This window comes from Jannaschia sp. 2305UL9-9 (assembly GCF_041403465.1).
Taxonomy (GTDB): domain Bacteria; phylum Pseudomonadota; class Alphaproteobacteria; order Rhodobacterales; family Rhodobacteraceae; genus Jannaschia.
On sequence record NZ_JBGEHM010000007.1, the window covers coordinates 67,259 to 86,861 of the forward strand.

Below are 19,603 nucleotides of genomic sequence, written 5' to 3' on the forward strand. Positions count from 1 at the left end.
GTCCCGGTCAGGCCGGTCAATCGCGTCCTTGGTCCAGCCTGCGCCGGAACCGGGATGGCACGGATGCCGTTTCTGATTCACCGCAAACAGGAGGACGCGATGCACATCGTCCATGTCGCCCTTGGGGGCTGTCTTACATATCCCGACGTCCCCTATGGCCTCACCGACGATACCGGCGGCCATATCGCCTATATCCTCGGGGCGGCGCTGGCGCAGGGGCGGCGGCCGGACGTGGATCGCATCGACATCGTGACCCGCGCCTTCGATGACCCGTCACTGGGCGCGGATTTTGCCCGGACGACCCAGCGGATCGATGCCAAGACGCGGATCCTGCGCCTTGCCACCGACGACCGCCGCTATCTTGCCAAGGAGGGGCTGGCCGCCGCCCGCCCCGCCCTGAAACAGGCCTTTGTCAGGCTGATCGACGGCATGATGCCAAGGCCCGACGTCATCCACGTGCATTTCGCGGATGCCGCCGCGGTGGTCCGGGCGACCGCCGCGCGCCACGGCATCCCGGTGGTCTATACCCCCCATTCCCTCGGGATCGACAAGGCGACCTGCATGGCCGGTGGCCCGTCGCGCGCCCTGCGGGCCCGCATCGCGGAGGAGCGCGCCGCCCTACGCAGTTCGGCCGCCGTCATCGTGTCGTCGCGCGACGAGGCAGAGCGCCAGGTGCAGGACTACGGCGTCGACGTCGCCGCCCAGACGCACCGGATCCCGCCGGGCGTCATCCTGCCCGATGCGGCGCCGGGCACCGCCGCCGCCCGCGCGCTTGTCGATCCCCTGCTGGACGCGCCGGAACGGCCGATGATCCTGGCCATCGCGCGGCCGGTCCACAAGAAGAACCTCGTCGCGCTGGTGCAGGCCTATCTGGCGCATCCGACCCTGCGGGATGACGCGAACCTCGTGATCCTCGCCGGTCAGCGCGGCGCGGGCATTGCCCAGACCCCCGAGACCGCCGCCGTCATCGCCGAGATGGAGGCGCTGGCCGCGCCCCACGCGGGCCGCATCGCCCTGCCCCCGCGCCATGCCCCCGAGGTCGTGTCGCAGATGTATCGCCTGGCGAAACAGCGGGGCGGCGTCTTCGTCAACCCGGCGCTGCACGAGCCCTTCGGCCTGACCCTGCTCGAGGCCGCGAACGCGGGCCTGCCGGTGGTTGCGACCAACCGCGGCGGCCCGGTCGACATCCTTGCAACGCTGGGTCACGGCACGCTGGTGGCGCCGCAGGACCGCAATGCCATCGGCGGCGCGATCGCCGACCTGCTGGGCGACCGCGCGGCATGGGCGGCCGCGTCGTGGGCGGGGCGCGACAACATCGACGCCTTCGACTGGGACCGCTGGGCCGACCGGGCGCAGCGGGTCTATCGCGGGTTGCGCCGGGCGCCGCGCACCATTGCCGCGCCGCGCCGGATCCTTGCCTGCGACATCGATGGCACGCTGACCGGCTGTGCGGTGGGCGTCCGGGCCTTTGCCGACTGGAACCGTGGCCGCGACATCCCCTTCGTCGTCGCCACCGGGCGCAGCATCAGCGAGGCGCGCGCCGTCCTTGCCGACTGGTCCCTGCCCGACCCCGACGCCTGGATCACCGCCGTCGGGACCGAACTCCACCGCCCGCAGAACGGTGGCCGGCTTGCCCTGTGCCCGGATTTCGCGGCGCAGGTGTCGCGCGACTGGGACCGGAACGCGGTGCTGGACGCCCTGCGCGCGGCGGGGGCCACCCTGCAACCCATGATCGAACAGCGCCGCTGGAAGCTGGCCTGTTTCGGCACCGCACGGGAGGCGGCCCGCCTTGGCGATCACCTTGGCCGGGCGGGCCTGCGCCTGCGCGTGGTGCCGTCGCACGGTCGGCTGATCGACATCCTGCCCCCCCACGCGGGCAAGGCCGCCGCGATCGAGGCCTATGCCCGTGCGGTCGGCCTGACGCGCGCCGATTGCATCGTCGCGGGCGACAGCGGGAACGACATCGACATGCTGACCACATGCGGGCGCGGCATCGTCGTGGGCAATGCCCTGCCCGAGCTGGACGACCTGCCCCGTCGTCCGGGCCTCTACCGTGCGCGCGCGCGCCATGCCGCAGGCGTGCTGGAAGGGCTGGCCGAGGCCGGGCTGCACCGCTCCCCCGATCTGGCGGGCGTTGCATGAGGGATTTCGTCGATCTTCCCCGCGGGTCCCGCCCGGACCCCGTCGCGCGGCCCATCGGGTATTTCCTGCACCACCAGGGGCGCGGCCATGCCGAACGGGCCGCCGCCATCGTCCACGCCCTGCCGTCCGACCGGCCCGTGACGCTGTTCTGTGCGCGCCCCGACATCCTGCCCGCGCTGCCGCCGTCGGCGACGGTCGTGCAGATCCCGTCCCTGTTCGAACCCACGGGCGAGGAACGCTCCGCCGACTGGATCGCCACGCCCGATACCCTGCATTGCGCGCCCGTCGGCTGGCCCGGCATCCGCCGCGCCATGGGCCGCATCGCCGGCTGGTTCGCCGAGGCCGATCCGGTCTGCATCATCTGCGACGTCAGCGCCGAGGTGGCCCAGCTGGCGCGCATCTGTTCCGTGCCCCACGTCAAGGTCCTGCAGCATGGCGACCGGACCGATCCCGGGCACCGCGCCGCCTATGACGGGGCCGCCGGTCTGATCGTGCCCTGCGACGCACGGCTGGCACAGCCCGACTGGACGCCCGACATGCGCGCCAGATCGGTGTTCGCCGGGGGCCTTGGCGTCGACACCGCCCTGCCCGACCGGGACACGGCCCGCGCCCGTCTGGGCATCGACCGGGATGCCGAAGTCGTCCTCGTGCTGTCGGGCGGGGGGGGCAGCGGACTTGCCGCGGCGCCCCTGTCGCTGGGCGCGCGGGCGATGCCGCAGGCGCAGTGGATCACGCTGGGACAGGTTGCGCGCGACTGGCACGCGACGGAGCCGTCGAACCTGTGCCACAAGGGGTGGGTCGATGACGTGCCCGACCACCTGGCCGCCTGCGACCTTGTCGTCGCCTCCACCGGCAATACCACCTGCCAGCAGATCCTCGCGGCGGGCAAACCGTGGATCGCCGTGCCGGAATGGCGCTATTTCGACGAACAGGTGGCCAAGGCCCGCGCCCTGCAGGCCGCCGGGGTGGCGACGCATCTGACCGCCCTGCCCGCGTCCCTGCCCGCGTGGCGCGCCGCCATCGACCGTGCCCGCGCCGACCATGACCCGGATCTGCAACGCAGCTTCGTGCGCCCCGACGCCGCCGCCCATGTGGCGCGCTGGCTCGAGGATCTCGCCACCCGTCTCGATACCCCCCTTCCTGCACTCGGAGTTTCCACATGACCGATACACCCCCCTCCGTCTCCGTCCTGACACTGGCCCGTGGGCGCGACGCGCATCTGCGCAACGTCATCCTGGGCCTGACACGCCAGAGCGTCCCCCCCTGCGAGCTGATCATCGGGGTGATGCAGGACGCGCCCTACGACGACCTGCCGGACACCGATTTCCCGATCACCCAGATCCACGTCACGGCCGATGAGCTGCCGCTGGCGCGCGCGCGCAACACGGTCGGGGCGGCGGCCCGGGGGGAGGTTCTGGTGTTCCTCGACGTCGACTGCATCCCGCATCCCGACCTCGTGCACGATTACGCCGCCCAGACCCGCAAGGGTGACGGGCTGACCATGGGCGAAATCATGTACCTGCCCGCCGGTGCCGCCGCCCCCGGCTGGACGATCGACGGGTTCGATGCCGTCGCCGTGCGCCATTCCGACCGGCAGGGGCCGCCCGCCGAGGCCCGCAAGCGGTGCGAGGATTACCGCTGCTTCTGGTCGCTGACCTTCGCGATGCACCGCGACGACTGGGCTGCATCGGGTGGCTTCGACGAGCGGTTCGAGGGCTATGGCGGCGAGGACACCGATTTCGGCCGGACCCTGCAGGACAAGGGCATCCCGATCTGGTGGGTGCGCGGCGCCCGCGCCTATCACCAGCACCACGCCCATTGCATGCCGCCGATCCACCACATCCCGGCGATCCTGCGCAACACCGAGATCTTCGCCCGAAAATGGGGCCACCGCACCATGGAACACTGGCTGCACGGGTTCCGCATGATGGGTCTGATCGAGAACGGCCCCGATGGCCTGCGCATCCTGCGCGAACCGGGCCCCGAGGATTTCGCGCTGTGCGAACAGCGGGCCGACATGCCCTATGCCGCAACCGGCCCCGTGATCCGTTTCCTGGAGGAGCGGGAGCGGCGCGCGGCACGGACCGCGCAGGACGGCGATACCCCGCCCGAGGGCACGATGGCCGAATGGCACGCGCGCATGACCCGCGAGCAGGAGGAGTTCCTTGCCCCCGCCGCCCCGCGCATCGCGGCCGAATGATGCGGATCGCGCTGATCGCCCATGTGCGCCACCCGATCGCCCCGCCCTTTGCCGGCGGGATGGAGGCGCATTCCTGGCACCTTGCGCGGCACCTCGCCGCGCGGGGCCATCAGGTCACGATGTTCGCCTCGGGCGACAGCGCCCCCCATGCGCCCCCGGGTGTCACCGTGCATCCGATCATGGAGACCCACTACGACGCCACCTATCCGTGGCACCGGTTCCACGGCACCGATGTTCTGACCGATCATCTGGACGCGGCCCATGCGCGGGCCTGCGCCGATCTGATCGCGGGCGATTTCGACATCATCCACAACAACAGCCTGCATCGCTATCTGCCACGGCTGGCGGTGGCCCATGGCCTGCCGATGGTGACATCGCTGCATGTGCCCCCGTTCGAGGTGCTGCGTCGCGCGATCCATGACGCCACCGCGCCATGGTCGCGGGTGACGGCGACCTCGGCGCTGCAACTGACCCGCTGGTGGCCGGACGGCGCGCCGGAGGCGGCCTCGGTCCTGCCCAACGGCATCGATCCCGCCGATTGGCCCTTCGTGCCCGAAGGCGACGGCAGCGCCGTGTGGTTCGGGCGGATCACCCCGACCAAGGGCACCCACCTGGCGGCAGAGGCCGCGCGTCTGGCCGGTGTGCCCCTGACCATCTTCGGCACGGTCGAACACCGCGACTATTTCCAGGACCGCGTCGTCCCGCATCTGGGCGGCGACATCCGCTATGGCGGACACCTGGCGGGCCCGGACCTTGCCGTGCAGGTCGGGCGCGCCTCGGCGTTGTTGTTCACCCCGCTGTGGGACGAACCCTTCGGCCTTGCCGCGATCGAGGCGATGGCCACCGGCCTGCCCGTCGCCTGCATCGACATGGGCGCGGTCCGCGAGGTGGTCGGCCCCGCCGGCACCTATGCGCCGCCCGACGATGCCCCCGCCCTCGCGCAGGCCCTGACGCGGGCGCTGACGCTGTCGCGCGGGGCCGCCCGCGACCGGGTCGAACGCCTGTTCACCATCGACCGGATGGGACAGCGGGCCGAGGCGCTGTATGATGCCGCGCGCGCCGCCCGGCCCGCGCCCCCCACAGGGCGCCGCTTCGCCCCGCACGAACTGCCCCCGTTGCACCCGGCCGCCTCGCACGCCAGTCTCGTGGCCTGACATGGTGACACCCAGCCGCAGGCCCGTGCCGCCGCCGACAGCCCCTTTCACGACCGCGCGTCAGGACGTTGAAATGACCCCGATCACCACCCCTCCGACCCGACGCGGCATGTCCGCCCGCCTGTCCGATACCGATTGGGAGGCCGTCGTGGCCTGCTGCACCGGGATCGAGACATGGTCCGCCCGATCCCTGATCAGTCGCAAGGGCGATCCGCTGGACCGCAGCCTGCTGCTGCTCGACGGGTGGGTGGGGCGTCATGTGCCCGGCCCGCACCGCGACCTGCGCGAATTGGTGGCGCTGGAAATTCCGGGCGATTTCGTCGATCTGCACAGCTTTCCGCTGGGCACGCTGGACCATGACGTCACGGCGATGACCGATGTGCGCATGGCGGTTCTGCCCCATGACAAGCTGCGCGCCCTCATGCAGGACCGTCCCGAGACGGCGCTGGCGCTGTGGGGGCAGACCCAGCTCGACGCGGCGATCCATCGGTACTGGTCGTTCCGCGTGGGGGCGTTGCGGGCCTCCGGCCGGGTGGCGAATTTCCTGTGCGAAATGCACAGCCGCCTGATGCTGGCCGATCTGGCCGATCCCACGGGGTTCGACCTGCCCCTGACGCAGGCCGACCTGGGCGAGGCCTGCGGCATGTCCGCCGTCCACGTCAACCGCGTCATGCGCGAGTTGCGCGAAGGCGCGTCCTGCACCGTCCGTGACGGGCGCGTGCAGATCCATGACTACGACAGATTGTGCCGGATCGGCCAGTTCGAGCCTTATTTCCTGACGTTCGGACCGGATCAGGCGGGATCCGCCTGACCCCGCGCGCCACAGGCAGACGGGCCGCCCTGTCGGGGCGGCCCGCTGCGGTTTTGGTCCGGGTGCGTCAGACGAGGTCGAAGGTGCCCGAGGCGAGCTGGATGTTGATGTCCGTCTGGCCTGCCCCGTCGACGAGGGCCCAGATGATCTGACCGGTGGGGACATAGATCACGAAGGCCTCGTCCACGGCGCCCGACCCCGCGGTGGGGGTGGTCGCAAGGTTGACCTGGAAGTTGGCGGCGGTGGCGCTGGCCGGGCCGCCGAATACCAGAACGTCCCCTTCGGAGGCATCGTAGTCCTGGATCCAGTCGCTGCCGTGATCGCGGATGCCCAGGTGGAAGAACCGGTCGCCGCCGTCCCCCCCGCTCATCCGGTCGAAGCCGAAGCCGCCGTTGATGAAGTCGATGCCGTCACCCCCCGACAGAAGATCCCCCAGCGACCCGCCCGTCAGGGTGTCGTTCCCGGCCCCGCCAAGCACGAAATCCGCGCCGATGCCGCCTTCGAGGCTGTCGTTGCCGGCATCGCCGCGCAGCTCGTCGTTGCCAGATCCGCCGCGCACGGTGTCGTCGCCCGCGCCGGCAAAGACCACGTCGCGCAGGTCGCCCGCGTCGGGTCCGCCCGTGATCAGGTCGTTGCCCGCGTCGCCGATGATGGTGTCGGCCCCGAGGTTGCCGTTGATCGTATCGTCACCGGTGCCCCCCACGAGGCGGTCGGCGTCCGGGGTGCCGTTGATCAGCAGGTTGCCGCTGACCACCACCGAGGACGTGCCGCTGGTCACCGTCTCGGCGGTGCCGCCATCGTCGGTATAGCTGGCCCGGTAGGAGAGGACCTGCCCGACGTCCGCGGCGGTCAGCACATAGGTATCGTTCGTGGCGCCGGGAATTTCCGTTCCCCCCCGCAGCCACTGACCCGTGATAGGGCCGGAGATCCCGTCGATGTCATCGACGTCGTCGACGACCGCCTGCAACGATTGCCCCACGGTGGTCATGCCGATCAGGATGACGGCCCCGGTCGGGGCGTCGTTGACGTTCTGCACCGGGCCCAGTGTGCCGCTGACCGATTGTTCGGCGGCGCCGAAGTCGTCGGTATAGCTGGCACGCGCGGCGATCTGTCCGCCCACATCGGCCTGTGTCAGGGTCAGGGTATTGCCGGTGGCCCCCGCGATGTCGACGCCGTCGCGTGTCCATTGCACGGCGATGGGCCCCGAGATGCCGTCGGCGTCGCTGATGCCGCTGGTGTCGGCGGTCAGGACGCCGTTCTGGGCAAGCGTGCCCGAAACCGTCACCGATCCGCTGACGGGGTCGTTGACGTTGGCGACGGCGGTGGTCCCGGCCGATGTCCGGGCCTCATCGCTGCCGTAGCCGTCGGTAAAGCTGATCCGGGCCGAGATGATAGCCCCGACATCGTCCTGCGTCAGGACATAGGTATCGCCGGTCGCACCCGCGATCTCGGATCCGCCGCGCAGCCACTGGGTCGCGAAGGTGCCCAACCCGTCGACATCCGCGATATCTCCGGCGGCGGCGGTCAGGGTCTCTCCCTGGGTTGCGGTGCCGGTGACCGTGGGGGTGCCCGTGGCCTCGACGTTGCGGGGCACGCCCGTCAGGGTCAGGGTGCCGCCATCGGCCAGCGTCACGACCCGGTCGCCTGCGCCGTTGGTGCCATAGGTGATGCCCGACATCTCGGCCGAGGTCAGCGCGGACATGTCCAGCATATCGGTGCCGAGCGTGAAATCGGTGACGGTATCGTCGCCCATACCTGCCGTGAGCATGAAGCTGTCGGCCCCCGCGCCCCCCGTCATGCTGTCGTTGCCGGCCCCGCCCGACAGGGTGTCGTCGCCATCGCGGCCCATCAGGGTGTCGTTGTTGCCGCCGCCGACCAGCATGTTGTCCTGACCGTCGCCCGCGATATCGTCGGCGGCGATGGTGCCGATGATGTTCTCGACCTCCGTCAGGTTCAGGCCCGTCGCGCTGCCTGCGTTGGAGGAGGAATCCTCCATGTCGATCGACACGAAGGTGGTCAGGTTCTCGAAGGTGATGGTGTCGATGCCGTCGCCGCCGTTGTAGCTGTCGGGGCCGGTCCGGGCCACGAACAGATCGTCACCGCCCAGACCGAACAGCCCGTTGGCCCCGGTGCCGTCGCCCAGCGTATCGGCGAATTCGGAACCGATCAGCTGTTCGATGCCGGAGTAGGTATCACCCCGTGCATCGCCGGTGTTGCCGGAGGGGTCGAACAGGCTGGCGCTGACGCCCGAGGCAGCGCTGGAGTAATCGGCCGTATCGACGCCGTTTCCACCCAGCAGGGTATCGGCCCCGGCACCGCCGATCAGGGTATCCTGACCGTCGTTGCCGATCAGGCGATCGCTGCCGTCGCCGCCCATCAGCATGTTGTTGCCGCCATCGCCCTCCAGCGTGTCGCCGAAGGCGGATCCGATCAGGCCCTCGAGGCCGGAATAGCTGTCGCCTGTCGCCTCGCCGGTGTTGCCCGCGGAATTGGACAGATCCGCCGTCAGCCCGGCGGTCGCATCCACATAGGACGCGACATCGCCGTCACCGCCGCCACCGTTCAGGTTGTCGCCGCCCAGGCCGCCGTTCAGGGTGTCGTTGCCCTCGTTGCCCGTCAGGACGTCGTTGCCGTCACGACCGATGAGCATGTCATCGCCTTCGCGGCCCGAAAGGGTATCGGCATTGGCGGAACCGGCCAGGGTATCGTTGCCCATGCCGCCAAGCAGACCCTCGATGCTGACATAGGTGTCGCCCGCCGCCTCGCCGGTATTGGCCGAGGCATCGGCCAGATCGGCCATCAGGCCCATCGTCGCCTGCTGATAGCTGGCGAAATCGTTGGAGGCGCCGCCGTTCAGGTTGTCGGCGCCGGTCCCGCCTACCAGGGTATCGGCGCTGCTGCCGCCCAGAAGGGTGTCGTCGCCCGCGTCGCCGAACACCAGGTCGGTGCCGTTCAACGCGTCGATGACGTCGTCGCCCGCGCTGCCGCGCAGCTGGTTGGCGCTGTTGTTGCCGGTGATCGTGTCGTTGAACCCCGACCCGATGATACCCACGAGGTTGTTGTAGGTGTCGCCCGCCGCATCGCCGCTGTTGGTGGCGGGGGTCGACAGGCTGATCACCAGGCCCTCGGTCGCGCTGCCGTAGGCGGCGAAGGACGTCCCCCCCGAACCATCGAGACTGTCGGCGCCCGCGCCGCCGTCCAGCTCGTTGGTGCCGGAGTTGCCGAACAGGCTGTCGTCGCCCGCATCGCCGAACAGGCTGTCGTTCTGGTTCTCGCCGCGCAGGATGTCGTTGTCGTCGCCGCCGCGCAGGATGTCGTCGTCGTCGCCCCCCAGCAGGCTGTCGTTGCCCGCGTCGCCGGACAAACGGTCGATGCCCTGAAGGCCCGAGATGGTATCGTTGCCCGCGCCGCCCGCGATGCGGTCGTTGAAGGCGGTGCCGTTGATGGTGTTGGCGTTGCCGTTGCCGACCGTATCGGTGCCCAGCAGGTCGTCGACCTGCAACTGGCCGTCGATCACCCGCAACTGCCAGACGCCGGTGACGCCCGTATTGCCGGTCAGCGTGTCTATATCGGCAGCCGTGCCAACCGCATCACCGGCGGTGCCGCCACGCAGGAACAGCGCCGGAAACCCTTCGGCGATGGCGCCGATCTGAAAGGTGTCAGTGCGGGCATTGCCCATGTCCGAGTAACGGAAGATGATCTCGGCGTCGCCCTCGCCAAGGTCCATGATCTCCAGCTGGAAGGTATTGGGTGCGGTGATGTTGTTGGGAAAGATGCCGACGCCGACCCATGTGGCCACGATGGAATCGCGGTCCGTGTTGGTGTCGAAATAGATGCCGGGATCGGCACCGGGGGGCAGGGTCCGGTTGTCCAGATCATCGAGGAAGGGCGCGATGACATAGCGGGTGCCGCCGGTCTCGAAACGCGCCCCGGCAGACACGTCGGGATCGAGGAAGGACACACCGCCATTGGTGGCCAGGAACAGTTCCGTGAAGACACGGTTGCCAAAGGAGAATCCGTCCTCGAAAATCTCCGAGATGTCGAACAGTTCCTCGTTGTCGTCACCCTGTGCCAGCAGGTTCTGGCCATAGGGCAGCAGCGTGTTGTCGAGCACGGTCGTGTAAAGGCTTGGATCTAGCATTGGTATGTCCCCCCGGAAAATTGATAAAACGGCGACCTCCCAATCCCCGTGATATGCGGCAAGGGTAACACGGTTCACGTAACCGAGATATACGTTAACCATCTATTTGCATCACTGCCGCCGGGCGGTCGGTCTTCGGCGCCGGCATCGATGCATCCGGCATCCCCGCATCGCGCATCGGCAAGGGGTGTGGACGGACTTTGCGGCGTGATCCCGCATTGATGCCGAAAGGCGGTCGGGGTATCCCGGCGTCAACGATCGCGCCCCTGCATTCCCGAGTGAGGTATCACCGTGACGACATATACTTTCGACGCCTTGGCAATGCTTTACGATGCGGATGACAACTTTGGCGGGGCGATCACGTCGCCGGTGTCCTTTTCCCTCGCACAGGGTGCGCCCGGCCTGATCTACGAGACCACGCAGGTCTACGGGTTCGCCTTCGACGATATCGTGTTCAACGACGATATCGTCCTCGCCATCTCGACCAACGAGCTGTCGCTCAGCGCACAGGAATTCGACGTTCCGCCCTTCACCTACGCCGAAGCCGGACAGATCGTCTGGGGCAGCAGCAACGTCAGCTATGTCATCACCCTCGGGCTGTCCGACCTTACCGGGCGGTCGGTCGACTACCTGATTCAGCTTGGCGGAACGCCCCTTCCGAGCCTGAACACGGAGGCGCAGGCGAATGCCTTTCTGGACATGGTCTCATCGATCGGCCCCGCGGCGGCCGGGTCGGGTTTCGCCTCGGGCGACGTGATAGACCCCGCGACGGTGCCTGCCCTGCTGTCTGTTTCGGAGGATGATCTGGCGATCGGTTCGGTGGGATCGCAGCTTTTGTCGACCGGTATCGGGAACGACACCCTCGTGGCCAGTTTCGTCGGCGGCGACACGCTGGACGGGGGGGCCGGTGACGACCTTGCCGATTACGGCGACGTGGATCTGACCAGCATCGTGACATATGCCATCGGCAACGGTCTGGCCCTGTCGGTCGCGGGGGGCGTTCCCGACATCCTGTACGGCATCGAACGCATAGAGGTGTTCGGCCAGACCCTGACCCCTGCCGAACTGATCGCCGAAACGGCGGTGCCTTCCGTGATCACGGATGGCACGTCGGGCGATGACCTGCTGCTGGGCGACAATGGCGACGACCGGTTGGACGGTCTGGCGGGCAATGACACCCTGCGCGGCGGCAACGGCAACGACACGTTGATCGGCGGCGAGGGCAACGACGTGATCACGGGCGGCGACGCCAGTACCGACCTGCGCGATCTGATCTATGGCGGCGCGGGCGACGACACCATCGACGGCGGGTATGGCAACGATGAGCTGCGCGGCGACGCGGGCAACGATTCCATTGCCGGGGGGGCTGGCGCGGATTTCGTGCTTGGCGGGGCCGGGAACGACACCCTGACGGGCGGGTCGCTGGGGGATCTTCTGTCGGGGGGCGACGGCATCGACTTCATCAACGGCGGCTTCGGCTTCGACCGGATGAGCGGGGGGGACGGCGGCGACCGGTTCTTCCACCTGGGCATCCGCGATCACGGCAGCGACTGGATCCAGGACTACGACGCCTCCGAAGGGGACGTTCTGGTGTTCGGCGGCCCGGCCAGCGCCACCGCCGCCAACTTCCAGGTCAACCTTGCGACCACCCCCACCGCGGGGTCGGGCGCCGTGGACGAGGCCTTCGTGATCTATGTCCCCACCGGTCAGATCATCTGGGCCCTCGTCGACGGGGCAGGCCAGACGGACATCAACATCCAGCTCGCCTCGGGCACCTTCGACCTCGTCTGACGCACCCGGACCGAAACCGCAGCGGGCCGCCCCGACAGGGCGGCCCGTCTGCGGTCGGGCGATGGCTAGGTCAGGTCGATCCCGCGCGCCTTTCGCGCAAGGGCGATGTCGGACATCAGGGTGAACTGATCCTCCCAGTCGATGTCCATGGCGGTCCGCTCGTCCAGCGGGTGCAGCCTCGGCGCCGTCCCGACCCGGTCGCCCATCTCGCGCATGCGGGCGAAGGGCATCAGGTAGGCCGCGTGGTTGACCTCGAACAGGGGCTTGATGTCCTGGCTGCGTGGCCATTTCTCGACCGTGTTGTCGTAGTTGTAGGGACCATCGGCATCCCAGATGAACTTGTGCAGCGTCGTCACCGTCAGCAAGCTGTCGCATCCCTCCTCGGCGGCCACGCGCCATGCGGCGATCAGATCGCGGAACACCCCGGACGTGACGAACGGATGGGTCACATGGGTCATCAGCTGCACGCCCCCCTCGGACAGGGTGGCGGAATAGGCGATGTAATCGCTCATGGGGGTGGAGCCGCGGCCCAGCTCATCGGGACGTTCCAGCGCGACGACCCGACCGTCGACCTCGCGTCCGAACCGGGCGGTATATTCCAGCACGTTGGCATCGTTGCTGGACACGATGATCTGGTCCACCTCGGGCACCTTGTGCAGCTGATTGAGCTTCAATTCCAGCAGACCGCCGGGAATGCCCGCGAAGGGTCTGGTGTTCTTGTCCCTGACACGCTCGCTGCCGGCGCGGGCGGGGATGACGGCTATGATGGGATCCATATGAACCTGCAAGGAAAATCGATGACGGACACGCCGTCCTGCACCTTGATCGGGGAAGATGACAGCGTCCAGAACGACGTGGGGCAATCGGACGGGAAATCCGACCTCAGAGATCGAAATGGCGCGCGAGGCGGGCGATATAGGCGCCGCAGACGGTGATGCGCCGCTCGCCCCGCGACCATCCCGCCGATCCGTCGCATTGCGACAGCGCTAGGGTGACGCGCGAATGCCAGTCGATGGCACGCAGGAGGCGTTCCGCTTCGGCATGGGCGGGGCTGTCGGCGAAGGCCCGGGCCATGGGATCGCCGTCGTCGACCGTCATCCCCACCTCCGTCACACGCGCATCCGGCGGCATCAGGTAGGGCGCAAGAGTGCGTCGCCAGCCGCGCGCCACCTCGGTGGCGAAATCGCGGCAGGTGGCCGCCGCCGCCCCCCCGAGCCCGAAATCCCGTGCCAGTCCCGCATGGCGATCCGGGTCCAGCCCGTACGCAAGACAGACGGCGCGCCCCGCCCGCCGCCTGTCCGAGCGGTATTCGCTGAACGGGCCGGGGACATCGTCGTCGGCCATGGTGTGGCGGGCATGGGCGGCGACGATGGCGGGCAGGCGACCGGGCAGCATCATGTGCAGGTATACCGTGGCGAAATCGTCGGCGATCGCCTCTTCGGGGCCAAGAATGGGCAGGTCGAATTCCCGCAGGACGGCATGCCCGATCTCATGCGCGATCACATGCAGCAGGGCATCCTGCGCCGCCACGGGCAAGGCATCCCGGCTTTGGGCGCGGGCGCCCACGGCAAGGGTCAGGGCCAGCAGGCTGACCATCAGCATCGCGATCCGGCGCATCGACTGCGGCCTCCGTCCCACCCCGTGCCGGTCAGGGCACATGTCCGCTGCGCGCACCCTGTCAGCCGCCACCGGCGGCTGTCAACGTACCCGCTTCAGCCATCCTGCGGCATCGCGTCCGGCGGCAAGGCATCGACGACGCCCGCCAGGGTGACGCGCGCCGCCAGCAGATCCGCCAGCAGTGGCAGGGCCGCGGGCCGGATCAGCGCCCGCGCCAGTCCCCAGGCCAGCGGATAGTTCCAGCCGTAGTCATAGGGCGCGCCGGGCGTGGTCAGCGCCGTCAGCAGCCGCCGCCGCCCCGCCCCCAGATAACGCGCACCGTGGCGCAGCCGCAGGGCCTGCGCCGCATCCGACAGGGGGGTGGGCAGACCGCGCAGGATCAACGCCTCGCAGGCGAAGGCGCAGACCTCGCGCGTCATGGGGGGCTGAATGGGCTGCGCCCCTGCGGCCACGTGGTTCAGGGCGTGGCCGAACTCATGCGCCAGGGCCAGGACGTCCGTGACCGTGCCATCGGTCGGACAGACCACCAGTGGCCCCCCCTGCCCCCCGCCCGCCGGCGGCACGTCCACCAGGGTCAGGGCAACGGGGTGGCGCGTGCCGCCCGGGTCGAAGACCACGGTGGTCTGCCGCGCCGTCCGCGCGATCTCGGCGCGCAGCATCGGCAGCTGTCCCGCAAGGGCATCCGGCAGGCACGCCCAGATGGCGGGACCATCCGGGATGACGGGCGCATTCCCTGCCCGCAACGGGGGCAGGACCGTGGGCGGAACCGTTGCGCGCAGCAGCGCCGCGCAGGTCCCCGCCGTCAGTCCGTGCCGCCCCAGCCACTGGGCCATGGTGGGCGCCGGAGCGGTCAAAACGCAGCATTTTCTTGAAAATTGCGCAGGCCTTCGTCTACCGTAACGTCAGGCAGGGGGACGACGGTCGTCCATGATCGGCCCCGCCCATTCCTGCCCAAACCCTTTTTACAATGCCCCGTATTGAACCACTGCACTATCATCGAAGGTCCATCACACATGTCGCCCGAAGATCTCAAGTTCGTAAGACGCACGTATTTCCCCACCATGATCTTTCAGATCGACCTGCCCGACCCGCAGGAGATGAACGCGCGGCTGATCAGCAACATCTATGCCGAACGCGAGCGGGACCGGAAAGGGATCTCCCGGTCGAACCTGCCGCAGCTGGGCGGCTGGCACAGCCACAACAACCTGCACAAGAGCAAGGATTTCGCCGAACTGGTCACCGCCGTGAAGATCGCAGGCGAGAAGATCACCGAGGATCTGGGCTATTCCACCGATCACCGCCTGTCGATCGGCACCATGTGGTCGATCATCAACCCGCCGGGCAGTGCAAATCGCGCCCATGTGCACCCGTCCTGCCTGTGGTCCGGGGTCTATTACATCCAGGCCCCCGAGAAGAGCGGCGACATCGAGTTCATCGAGCCGCGCACCGTGCACCTGATGAACCAGGCCAAGTTCCAGCCCAACAAGAAGCGCAGCAAGGAGAACTGGACCAAGGTGCGGTTCACCCCGCGCGCGGGCCGGATGCTGATCTTTCCCAGCTGGCTGTACCATGCGGTGGATCCCAACATGTCCACCGCCGAAGGCGACGACGCGAACCGCATCATCGTCAGTTTCAACATCAACCAGACGAAGAAGTGATCCGGCCAGCCGCCCCGCCCGTCCCCTCGTCGCAGGCCCCGCCCTGCGGATGTCGTCTGCGGGTGGGGCCATGAAATCCGCCCGACGACTGGAGGGGGCGGCGCGTGCCGACCTGCGGCGGTCGGCGCCGCTGCTGGGTTTTGCCCTGTTCGTCAGCTTCTTCGTGAACGTGCTGCGGCTGACGGGGCCGTTGTTCATGCTGCTGATCTATGACCGCGTTCTGGGGTCGCGGTCGGTCGAGACGCTGGTGGCGCTGTTCGCGCTGCTGCTGGGGTTCTTGCTGGTTCTGGGGGTTCTCGATTATGCGCGCCGGCGGATGCTGGGCCGCATGGGCGCCCGCTTCCAGGAGGAGATGGAGGAGGTGCTGTTCGCCTCGGCGGGCCGCAACGAGATCTATACCCACAGCAAGACCAAGCCGACGGTGGGAATGGACGAGGTCGACGGGCTGCGCGGGTTCTTCCACTCCAGCTCGCTGATCGCGATCTTCGATTTCCTGTGGTGCCCGATGTTCCTGTTCGTGGTCTTCCTGCTCAGCCCGGTGCTGGCCTGGGTCTGCATGGGGGGGCTGGCGATCCTTGCGGTGATGTACGCGGTGCAGGCCATGTTCATGGGCGACCGACAGCGGACCGCGGCCCGTGCCGGCGCACAGGTGGGCGAGTTGCGCAACCTTCTGGCGGTGTCGCGCACGACCTTGCGCGGACAGGACATGACCACCGGCTTTCACGCCCGTTGGTCGCAGCGTCGCAATGCGGCGCGCGATGCATCGGTGACGCTGCGCGACTGGGTCGGCTGGTTCGAGGCCATGTCCAGGGTCGTGGTCATGGTGACGCGGTATTCGGTGCTGGCCATGGGCGCCTACCTGGCCCTGCAGGGCACCCTGAGCGTGGGCGCGATGGTCGCCGCCACCTTCATGGTGACCCGCGTGATGGTGCCGGTGGACCAGATGCTGCGCGGCATCCCCCAGGCACTGGCCGCGCGCGATCACTGGACCCGGCTGCGCAGCCTGCTGTCGCGCCGTGCCGCCGACATGCGCGACGGCTACCGCGATCAGCGCGGCGACACCGGCGCGCGCCTCGTGCTGGATGCCGTCAGCGTGCGATCCCCCGTGACCCGCGCGCCGATCCTGCGGTCCATATCCATGACCCTTGCACCCGGTGATTTCGCCGAGGTGACGGCCATGTCCAGCCAGGGCAAGACCGTGCTGGCCGAAACCATTCTGGGGATGTGGCCGAACGCCCAGGGCCGCATCCTCGTGGACGGGCGCAACGTGGCCCGCATCGCCGACGCCGACGCCCGCAGCCTGTTCGGCTATTGCCCCGAACAGCCGCGCTTCGTCGATGGCACCCTGGAGGAGAACATCGCCCGGCTGGACCCGGCGCTGGACCCCGAAAAGGTCGCCTTCGCGGCCCGGCGGGCCCGGCTGCATGCCGCGATCGAGGCGCTGCCCGATGGCTACCAGACCGAGATCGACGCCGACGGCAGCGCGTTCTCGCGGTTCGAGCGCAGCCAGATCGCCCTCGCCCGCGCCATCTATGACGCCCCCCGGCTGCTGATCATCGACGGTTTCGACCTGGACATGCTGGTCCGCATTCCCAAGCGGCTGGACCTGACGTTCGCCGGCCTCAAGGAACGGGGCGTGGCCGTCCTCGTGCTGACGCGGCGGCCGCTGAACCTGGCTGCGACGACCCGGCGGTTCGAGTTGCAGGACGGCAAGCTGCGTGAACTGACGCGGCCCGCGCGCGGCCGGTCCGACAGGGATACGCGCGTCAAGCTGGTCAGCGACACGGACATGGCCCGCAACGCGAGGTCGGCCAACGACAGGGGCGGCGCCGCGCGGCCCGGGCAGCGATGACCCCGCCCCCGGCCGCCGACCGCGCCGAACGGCGCACCTGGGCCGCCGGGCGGCTTCTGATGCTGACCCTGCTGGCCTTTGCCGTGCTGATTGCCGGGCTGGGCGTCTGGTCCGTGAACGCGCGCATCACCAGCGCCGTCATCGGCCCCGGCACCATCCGCAAGGCGACCACCATGACGGCGGTGCAGCACCCCATCGGCGGCGTGGTCGAGACGATCCATGTGCGCAACGGCGACCGCGTGGCCCTTGGCGACGTCCTTCTGCGGCTGGAGGGGACGGGTCTGCGGTCGGAACTGGCCGCGGTGGAGGGAGAGCTGTTCGAGGTGCTGGCCAACATCGCGCGGCTGGAGGCGATGATCGAGGATCGGACCGAGATCATCCTGCCGCCGCTGTTCACCGAGGCCATGGCCAGCCGCCCCGACCTGTCGCGCCTGCTGGACCGGCAGGAGGCGCAGCTGCGCGACTACTTCGACACCATGGATACGCGTCGCAGGCTGCTGGACGAGCAGACCGCCCAGGTCGCCGCCCAGATCGAAGGCGCGGAGGCCGAACATGCCGCCAAGACCGAGGAGCGCGCGCTGATGCTTCGGGAGCTGGAGGCCGCGCGGCAGCTGGCCGATCGCCAGCTGATCAACCTGTCGGATCTCTATGATGCGGAACGCAAGGAAGTGACCATGCGCGGAGAGCTGGGCACCCTGACCGCGCAGATCGCCGGGTTGCGCGGCCGGGTGTCCGAACTGGTGCTGGAACGCCATGCCGTGGCCCCCGAGATGCGCGAAAAGGCCGCCGACGAACTGGCCCGCCAACGCCCCCTGCGGGCCCGTTTCGTGGAACAGCGCCGCCGCCTGCTGGACGATCTGGCCCGGCTAGAGATCCGCGCGCCGATCCCCGGCACGATCCACGATTCGCAGGTCCAGGGCCGCCGCAGCGTCGCGGTGGCCGCCCGCCCCCTGATGATGATCGTCCCCGAGGACGAGACCGTGCAGGTGGAGGTGCGCATCTCCTCTACGGACATCGACCAGGTGTTCGAGGGGCAGGATGCCTCGCTGCGGTTCAATGCCTACAAGGTGCGCGACATGCCCATCGTGCTGGGCCGGGTGGAGCGGATCTCGGCGGACGCCTTCGAGGACCCCGTGACGCGCAAGTTCTACTACCGCGTGGTGATCGCCCTGATCGACAGCGAGACCGACAAGCTGGGTGACCGGGAATTGCTGGTCGGCATGCCGGTGGATGCCTATCTGGCGACCACGACCCAGGCCCCCATCGACTACGTCATCCGACCGCTGCAGGTCTATCTGGACCGGGCCTTCCGCGACGCGTGACAGGATGCGCGGCGCGCCCCGGACAGGAAAACGGCGTTAACGATTTTCTTGACAGGTGATCCGATTGGGCCAAACATGTCCGCAATAATCATCTGCCGCGTGGCCGTGCGGACCGACTTCCGGTCCTCTCTTTTGGCCTAAAACAGATCGACACCGGCCTTTCCGGCCCCTGTCCCCGCGTGTTCGCCGGGGACGGCTTGCGCCCGACACCCCGCCGGATTTCCCCGACCGACTTCGCCCGTTTGCGGCGTCCCCATTTTCCCATCTGCCCATCCCGGCAGATCGCATTTCCGGAGCTTTCCCATGTCCGTCATTACCCTCGCCGCCGCCCTGTCCTCCGACGATCTGGAGGCACGCATCGCCGCCGCCCTGGCCGACACCGGCCTCGGCGCGCCCGTCAGCTTCGTGGACTACTTCCAGGGCGACGAAGGCAACGAGGGCGATGAGGGCAACGAGGGCAACGAAGGCGACGAGGACAACGAGGACGACGAGAACAACGAATCCAACGAAGGCGACGAGGGCGACGAGGGCAACGAAGCCAACGAGGGCGACGAGGACAACGAAGGCAACGAGGCCGACGAGGGCGACGAGGCCAACGACGAAGGCGACGAGGGCGACGAAGGCAACGAGGACGACGAAGGCAACGAGGGCAACGAAGCCGACGAGGCCAACGAAGGCGACGAAGGCGACGAGGACGACGAAGCCGACGAGGGTGACGAAGGCGACGAGGGCAACGAGGGCGACGAAGCCAACGAGGACGACGAAGGAAACGAAGGCAACGAGGGCAACGAGGGCAGCGAAGGCGACGAGGGCAACGAGGACGACGAGGGCAACGAAGGCAACGAAGGCAACGAAGGCAACGAGGGCGACGAGGGCAACGAGGACAACGAGGGCGACGAGAGCGGCGCCAGCGAT

At 68.7% G+C, this 19,603-nt stretch carries 14 protein-coding genes; 10 read left to right on the top strand and 4 right to left on the bottom strand.

Translation table 11 applies throughout. The features are described 5' to 3' along the window. Positions 1-63: 63 nt before the first annotated feature. The 5 genes from V6N07_RS17560 to V6N07_RS17580 all read left to right on the top strand — a co-directional run bounded on the left by V6N07_RS17560 (position 64) and on the right by V6N07_RS17580 (position 6,307). A complete protein-coding gene (locus tag V6N07_RS17560) occupies positions 64-2,142 on the top strand; it encodes an HAD-IIB family hydrolase (protein WP_371158198.1) in 2,079 nt (692 codons plus the stop codon). Further along, on the top strand, positions 2,139-3,305 hold the full coding sequence (locus V6N07_RS17565) for a hypothetical protein (RefSeq protein ID WP_371158200.1): 1,167 nt from the start codon (positions 2,139-2,141) through the stop codon (positions 3,303-3,305). Before V6N07_RS17560 ends, V6N07_RS17565 begins: the two co-directional genes overlap by 4 nt. Next, on the top strand, positions 3,302-4,342 hold the full coding sequence (locus V6N07_RS17570) for a glycosyltransferase family 2 protein (RefSeq protein ID WP_371158202.1): 1,041 nt from the start codon (positions 3,302-3,304) through the stop codon (positions 4,340-4,342). Before V6N07_RS17565 ends, V6N07_RS17570 begins: the two co-directional genes overlap by 4 nt. Then, positions 4,339-5,496 (top strand): glycosyltransferase, encoded by a 1,158-nt coding sequence (locus V6N07_RS17575; RefSeq protein WP_371158203.1) that lies wholly within the window; start codon positions 4,339-4,341, stop codon positions 5,494-5,496. The genes V6N07_RS17570 and V6N07_RS17575 overlap by 4 nt, the downstream gene beginning before the upstream one ends. Positions 5,497-5,569: 73 nt before the next feature. Beyond that, a complete protein-coding gene (locus V6N07_RS17580) occupies positions 5,570-6,307 on the top strand; it encodes a Crp/Fnr family transcriptional regulator (RefSeq protein ID WP_371158205.1) in 738 nt (245 codons plus the stop codon). A gap of 67 nt (positions 6,308-6,374) precedes the next feature. Here V6N07_RS17580 and V6N07_RS17585 read toward each other — a convergent pair whose 3' ends face one another. Then, positions 6,375-10,448, bottom strand: a complete 4,074-nt coding sequence (locus V6N07_RS17585) for a beta strand repeat-containing protein (RefSeq protein WP_371158207.1) — start codon at positions 10,446-10,448, stop codon at positions 6,375-6,377. Positions 10,449-10,739: 291 nt separating this feature from the next. Here V6N07_RS17585 and V6N07_RS17590 point away from each other — a divergent pair, with 291 nt between their 5' ends. After that, on the top strand, positions 10,740-12,239 hold the full coding sequence (locus V6N07_RS17590) for a calcium-binding protein (RefSeq protein ID WP_371158209.1): 1,500 nt from the start codon (positions 10,740-10,742) through the stop codon (positions 12,237-12,239). Between the two features lie 65 nt (positions 12,240-12,304). Here the strand turns inward: V6N07_RS17590 and V6N07_RS17595 are convergent, their stop codons facing one another. From V6N07_RS17595 to V6N07_RS17605, 3 genes are all read right to left on the bottom strand, one after another. Next, a complete protein-coding gene (locus tag V6N07_RS17595) occupies positions 12,305-13,015 on the bottom strand; it encodes a cytidylyltransferase domain-containing protein (protein ID WP_371158211.1) in 711 nt (236 codons plus the stop codon). 106 nt (positions 13,016-13,121) lie between these two features. Next, a complete protein-coding gene (locus tag V6N07_RS17600) occupies positions 13,122-13,856 on the bottom strand; it encodes a DUF4344 domain-containing metallopeptidase (RefSeq protein WP_371158213.1) in 735 nt (244 codons plus the stop codon). A 95-nt stretch (positions 13,857-13,951) separates the two neighbouring features. After that, positions 13,952-14,689, bottom strand: coding sequence for a hypothetical protein (locus V6N07_RS17605; RefSeq protein WP_371158215.1), 738 nt, complete (start codon positions 14,687-14,689; stop codon positions 13,952-13,954). A gap of 180 nt (positions 14,690-14,869) precedes the next feature. On the opposite strand from V6N07_RS17605, the gene V6N07_RS17610 reads away from it, so the two are divergent. The 4 genes from V6N07_RS17610 to V6N07_RS17625 all read left to right on the top strand — a co-directional run. Next, positions 14,870-15,514 (top strand): TIGR02466 family protein, encoded by a 645-nt coding sequence (locus V6N07_RS17610; protein WP_371158217.1) that lies wholly within the window; start codon positions 14,870-14,872, stop codon positions 15,512-15,514. 70 nt (positions 15,515-15,584) lie between these two features. After that, positions 15,585-17,366, top strand: a complete 1,782-nt coding sequence (locus V6N07_RS17615; RefSeq protein WP_371158219.1) for an ABC transporter transmembrane domain-containing protein — start codon at positions 15,585-15,587, stop codon at positions 17,364-17,366. Next, positions 17,363-18,688, top strand: coding sequence for an HlyD family type I secretion periplasmic adaptor subunit (locus V6N07_RS17620; protein ID WP_371158221.1), 1,326 nt, complete (start codon positions 17,363-17,365; stop codon positions 18,686-18,688). Before V6N07_RS17615 ends, V6N07_RS17620 begins: the two co-directional genes overlap by 4 nt. Before the next feature lie 303 nt (positions 18,689-18,991). Then, positions 18,992-19,603, top strand: a 612-nt coding sequence (locus V6N07_RS17625; protein WP_371158223.1) for a hypothetical protein, incomplete at its 3' end; no start/stop codon positions are given.

Bases quoted from the DNA above. Each gene is read 5' to 3' on its own strand.
- V6N07_RS17560 (WP_371158198.1), top strand. From the start codon at position 64: ATGCCGTTTCTGATTCACCGCAAACAGGAGGACGCGATGCACATCGTC.
- V6N07_RS17565 (WP_371158200.1), top strand. From the start codon at position 2,139: ATGAGGGATTTCGTCGATCTTCCCCGCGGGTCCCGCCCGGACCCCGTC.
- V6N07_RS17570 (WP_371158202.1), top strand. From the start codon at position 3,302: ATGACCGATACACCCCCCTCCGTCTCCGTCCTGACACTGGCCCGTGGG.
- V6N07_RS17575 (WP_371158203.1), top strand. From the start codon at position 4,339: ATGATGCGGATCGCGCTGATCGCCCATGTGCGCCACCCGATCGCCCCG.
- V6N07_RS17580 (WP_371158205.1), top strand. From the start codon at position 5,570: ATGACCCCGATCACCACCCCTCCGACCCGACGCGGCATGTCCGCCCGC.
- V6N07_RS17585 (WP_371158207.1), bottom strand. From the start codon at position 10,448: ATGCTAGATCCAAGCCTTTACACGACCGTGCTCGACAACACGCTGCTG.
- V6N07_RS17595 (WP_371158211.1), bottom strand. From the start codon at position 13,015: ATGGATCCCATCATAGCCGTCATCCCCGCCCGCGCCGGCAGCGAGCGT.
- V6N07_RS17600 (WP_371158213.1), bottom strand. From the start codon at position 13,856: ATGCGCCGGATCGCGATGCTGATGGTCAGCCTGCTGGCCCTGACCCTT.
- V6N07_RS17605 (WP_371158215.1), bottom strand. From the start codon at position 14,689: ATGGCCCAGTGGCTGGGGCGGCACGGACTGACGGCGGGGACCTGCGCG.
- V6N07_RS17610 (WP_371158217.1), top strand. From the start codon at position 14,870: ATGTCGCCCGAAGATCTCAAGTTCGTAAGACGCACGTATTTCCCCACC.
- V6N07_RS17615 (WP_371158219.1), top strand. From the start codon at position 15,585: ATGAAATCCGCCCGACGACTGGAGGGGGCGGCGCGTGCCGACCTGCGG.
- V6N07_RS17620 (WP_371158221.1), top strand. From the start codon at position 17,363: ATGACCCCGCCCCCGGCCGCCGACCGCGCCGAACGGCGCACCTGGGCC.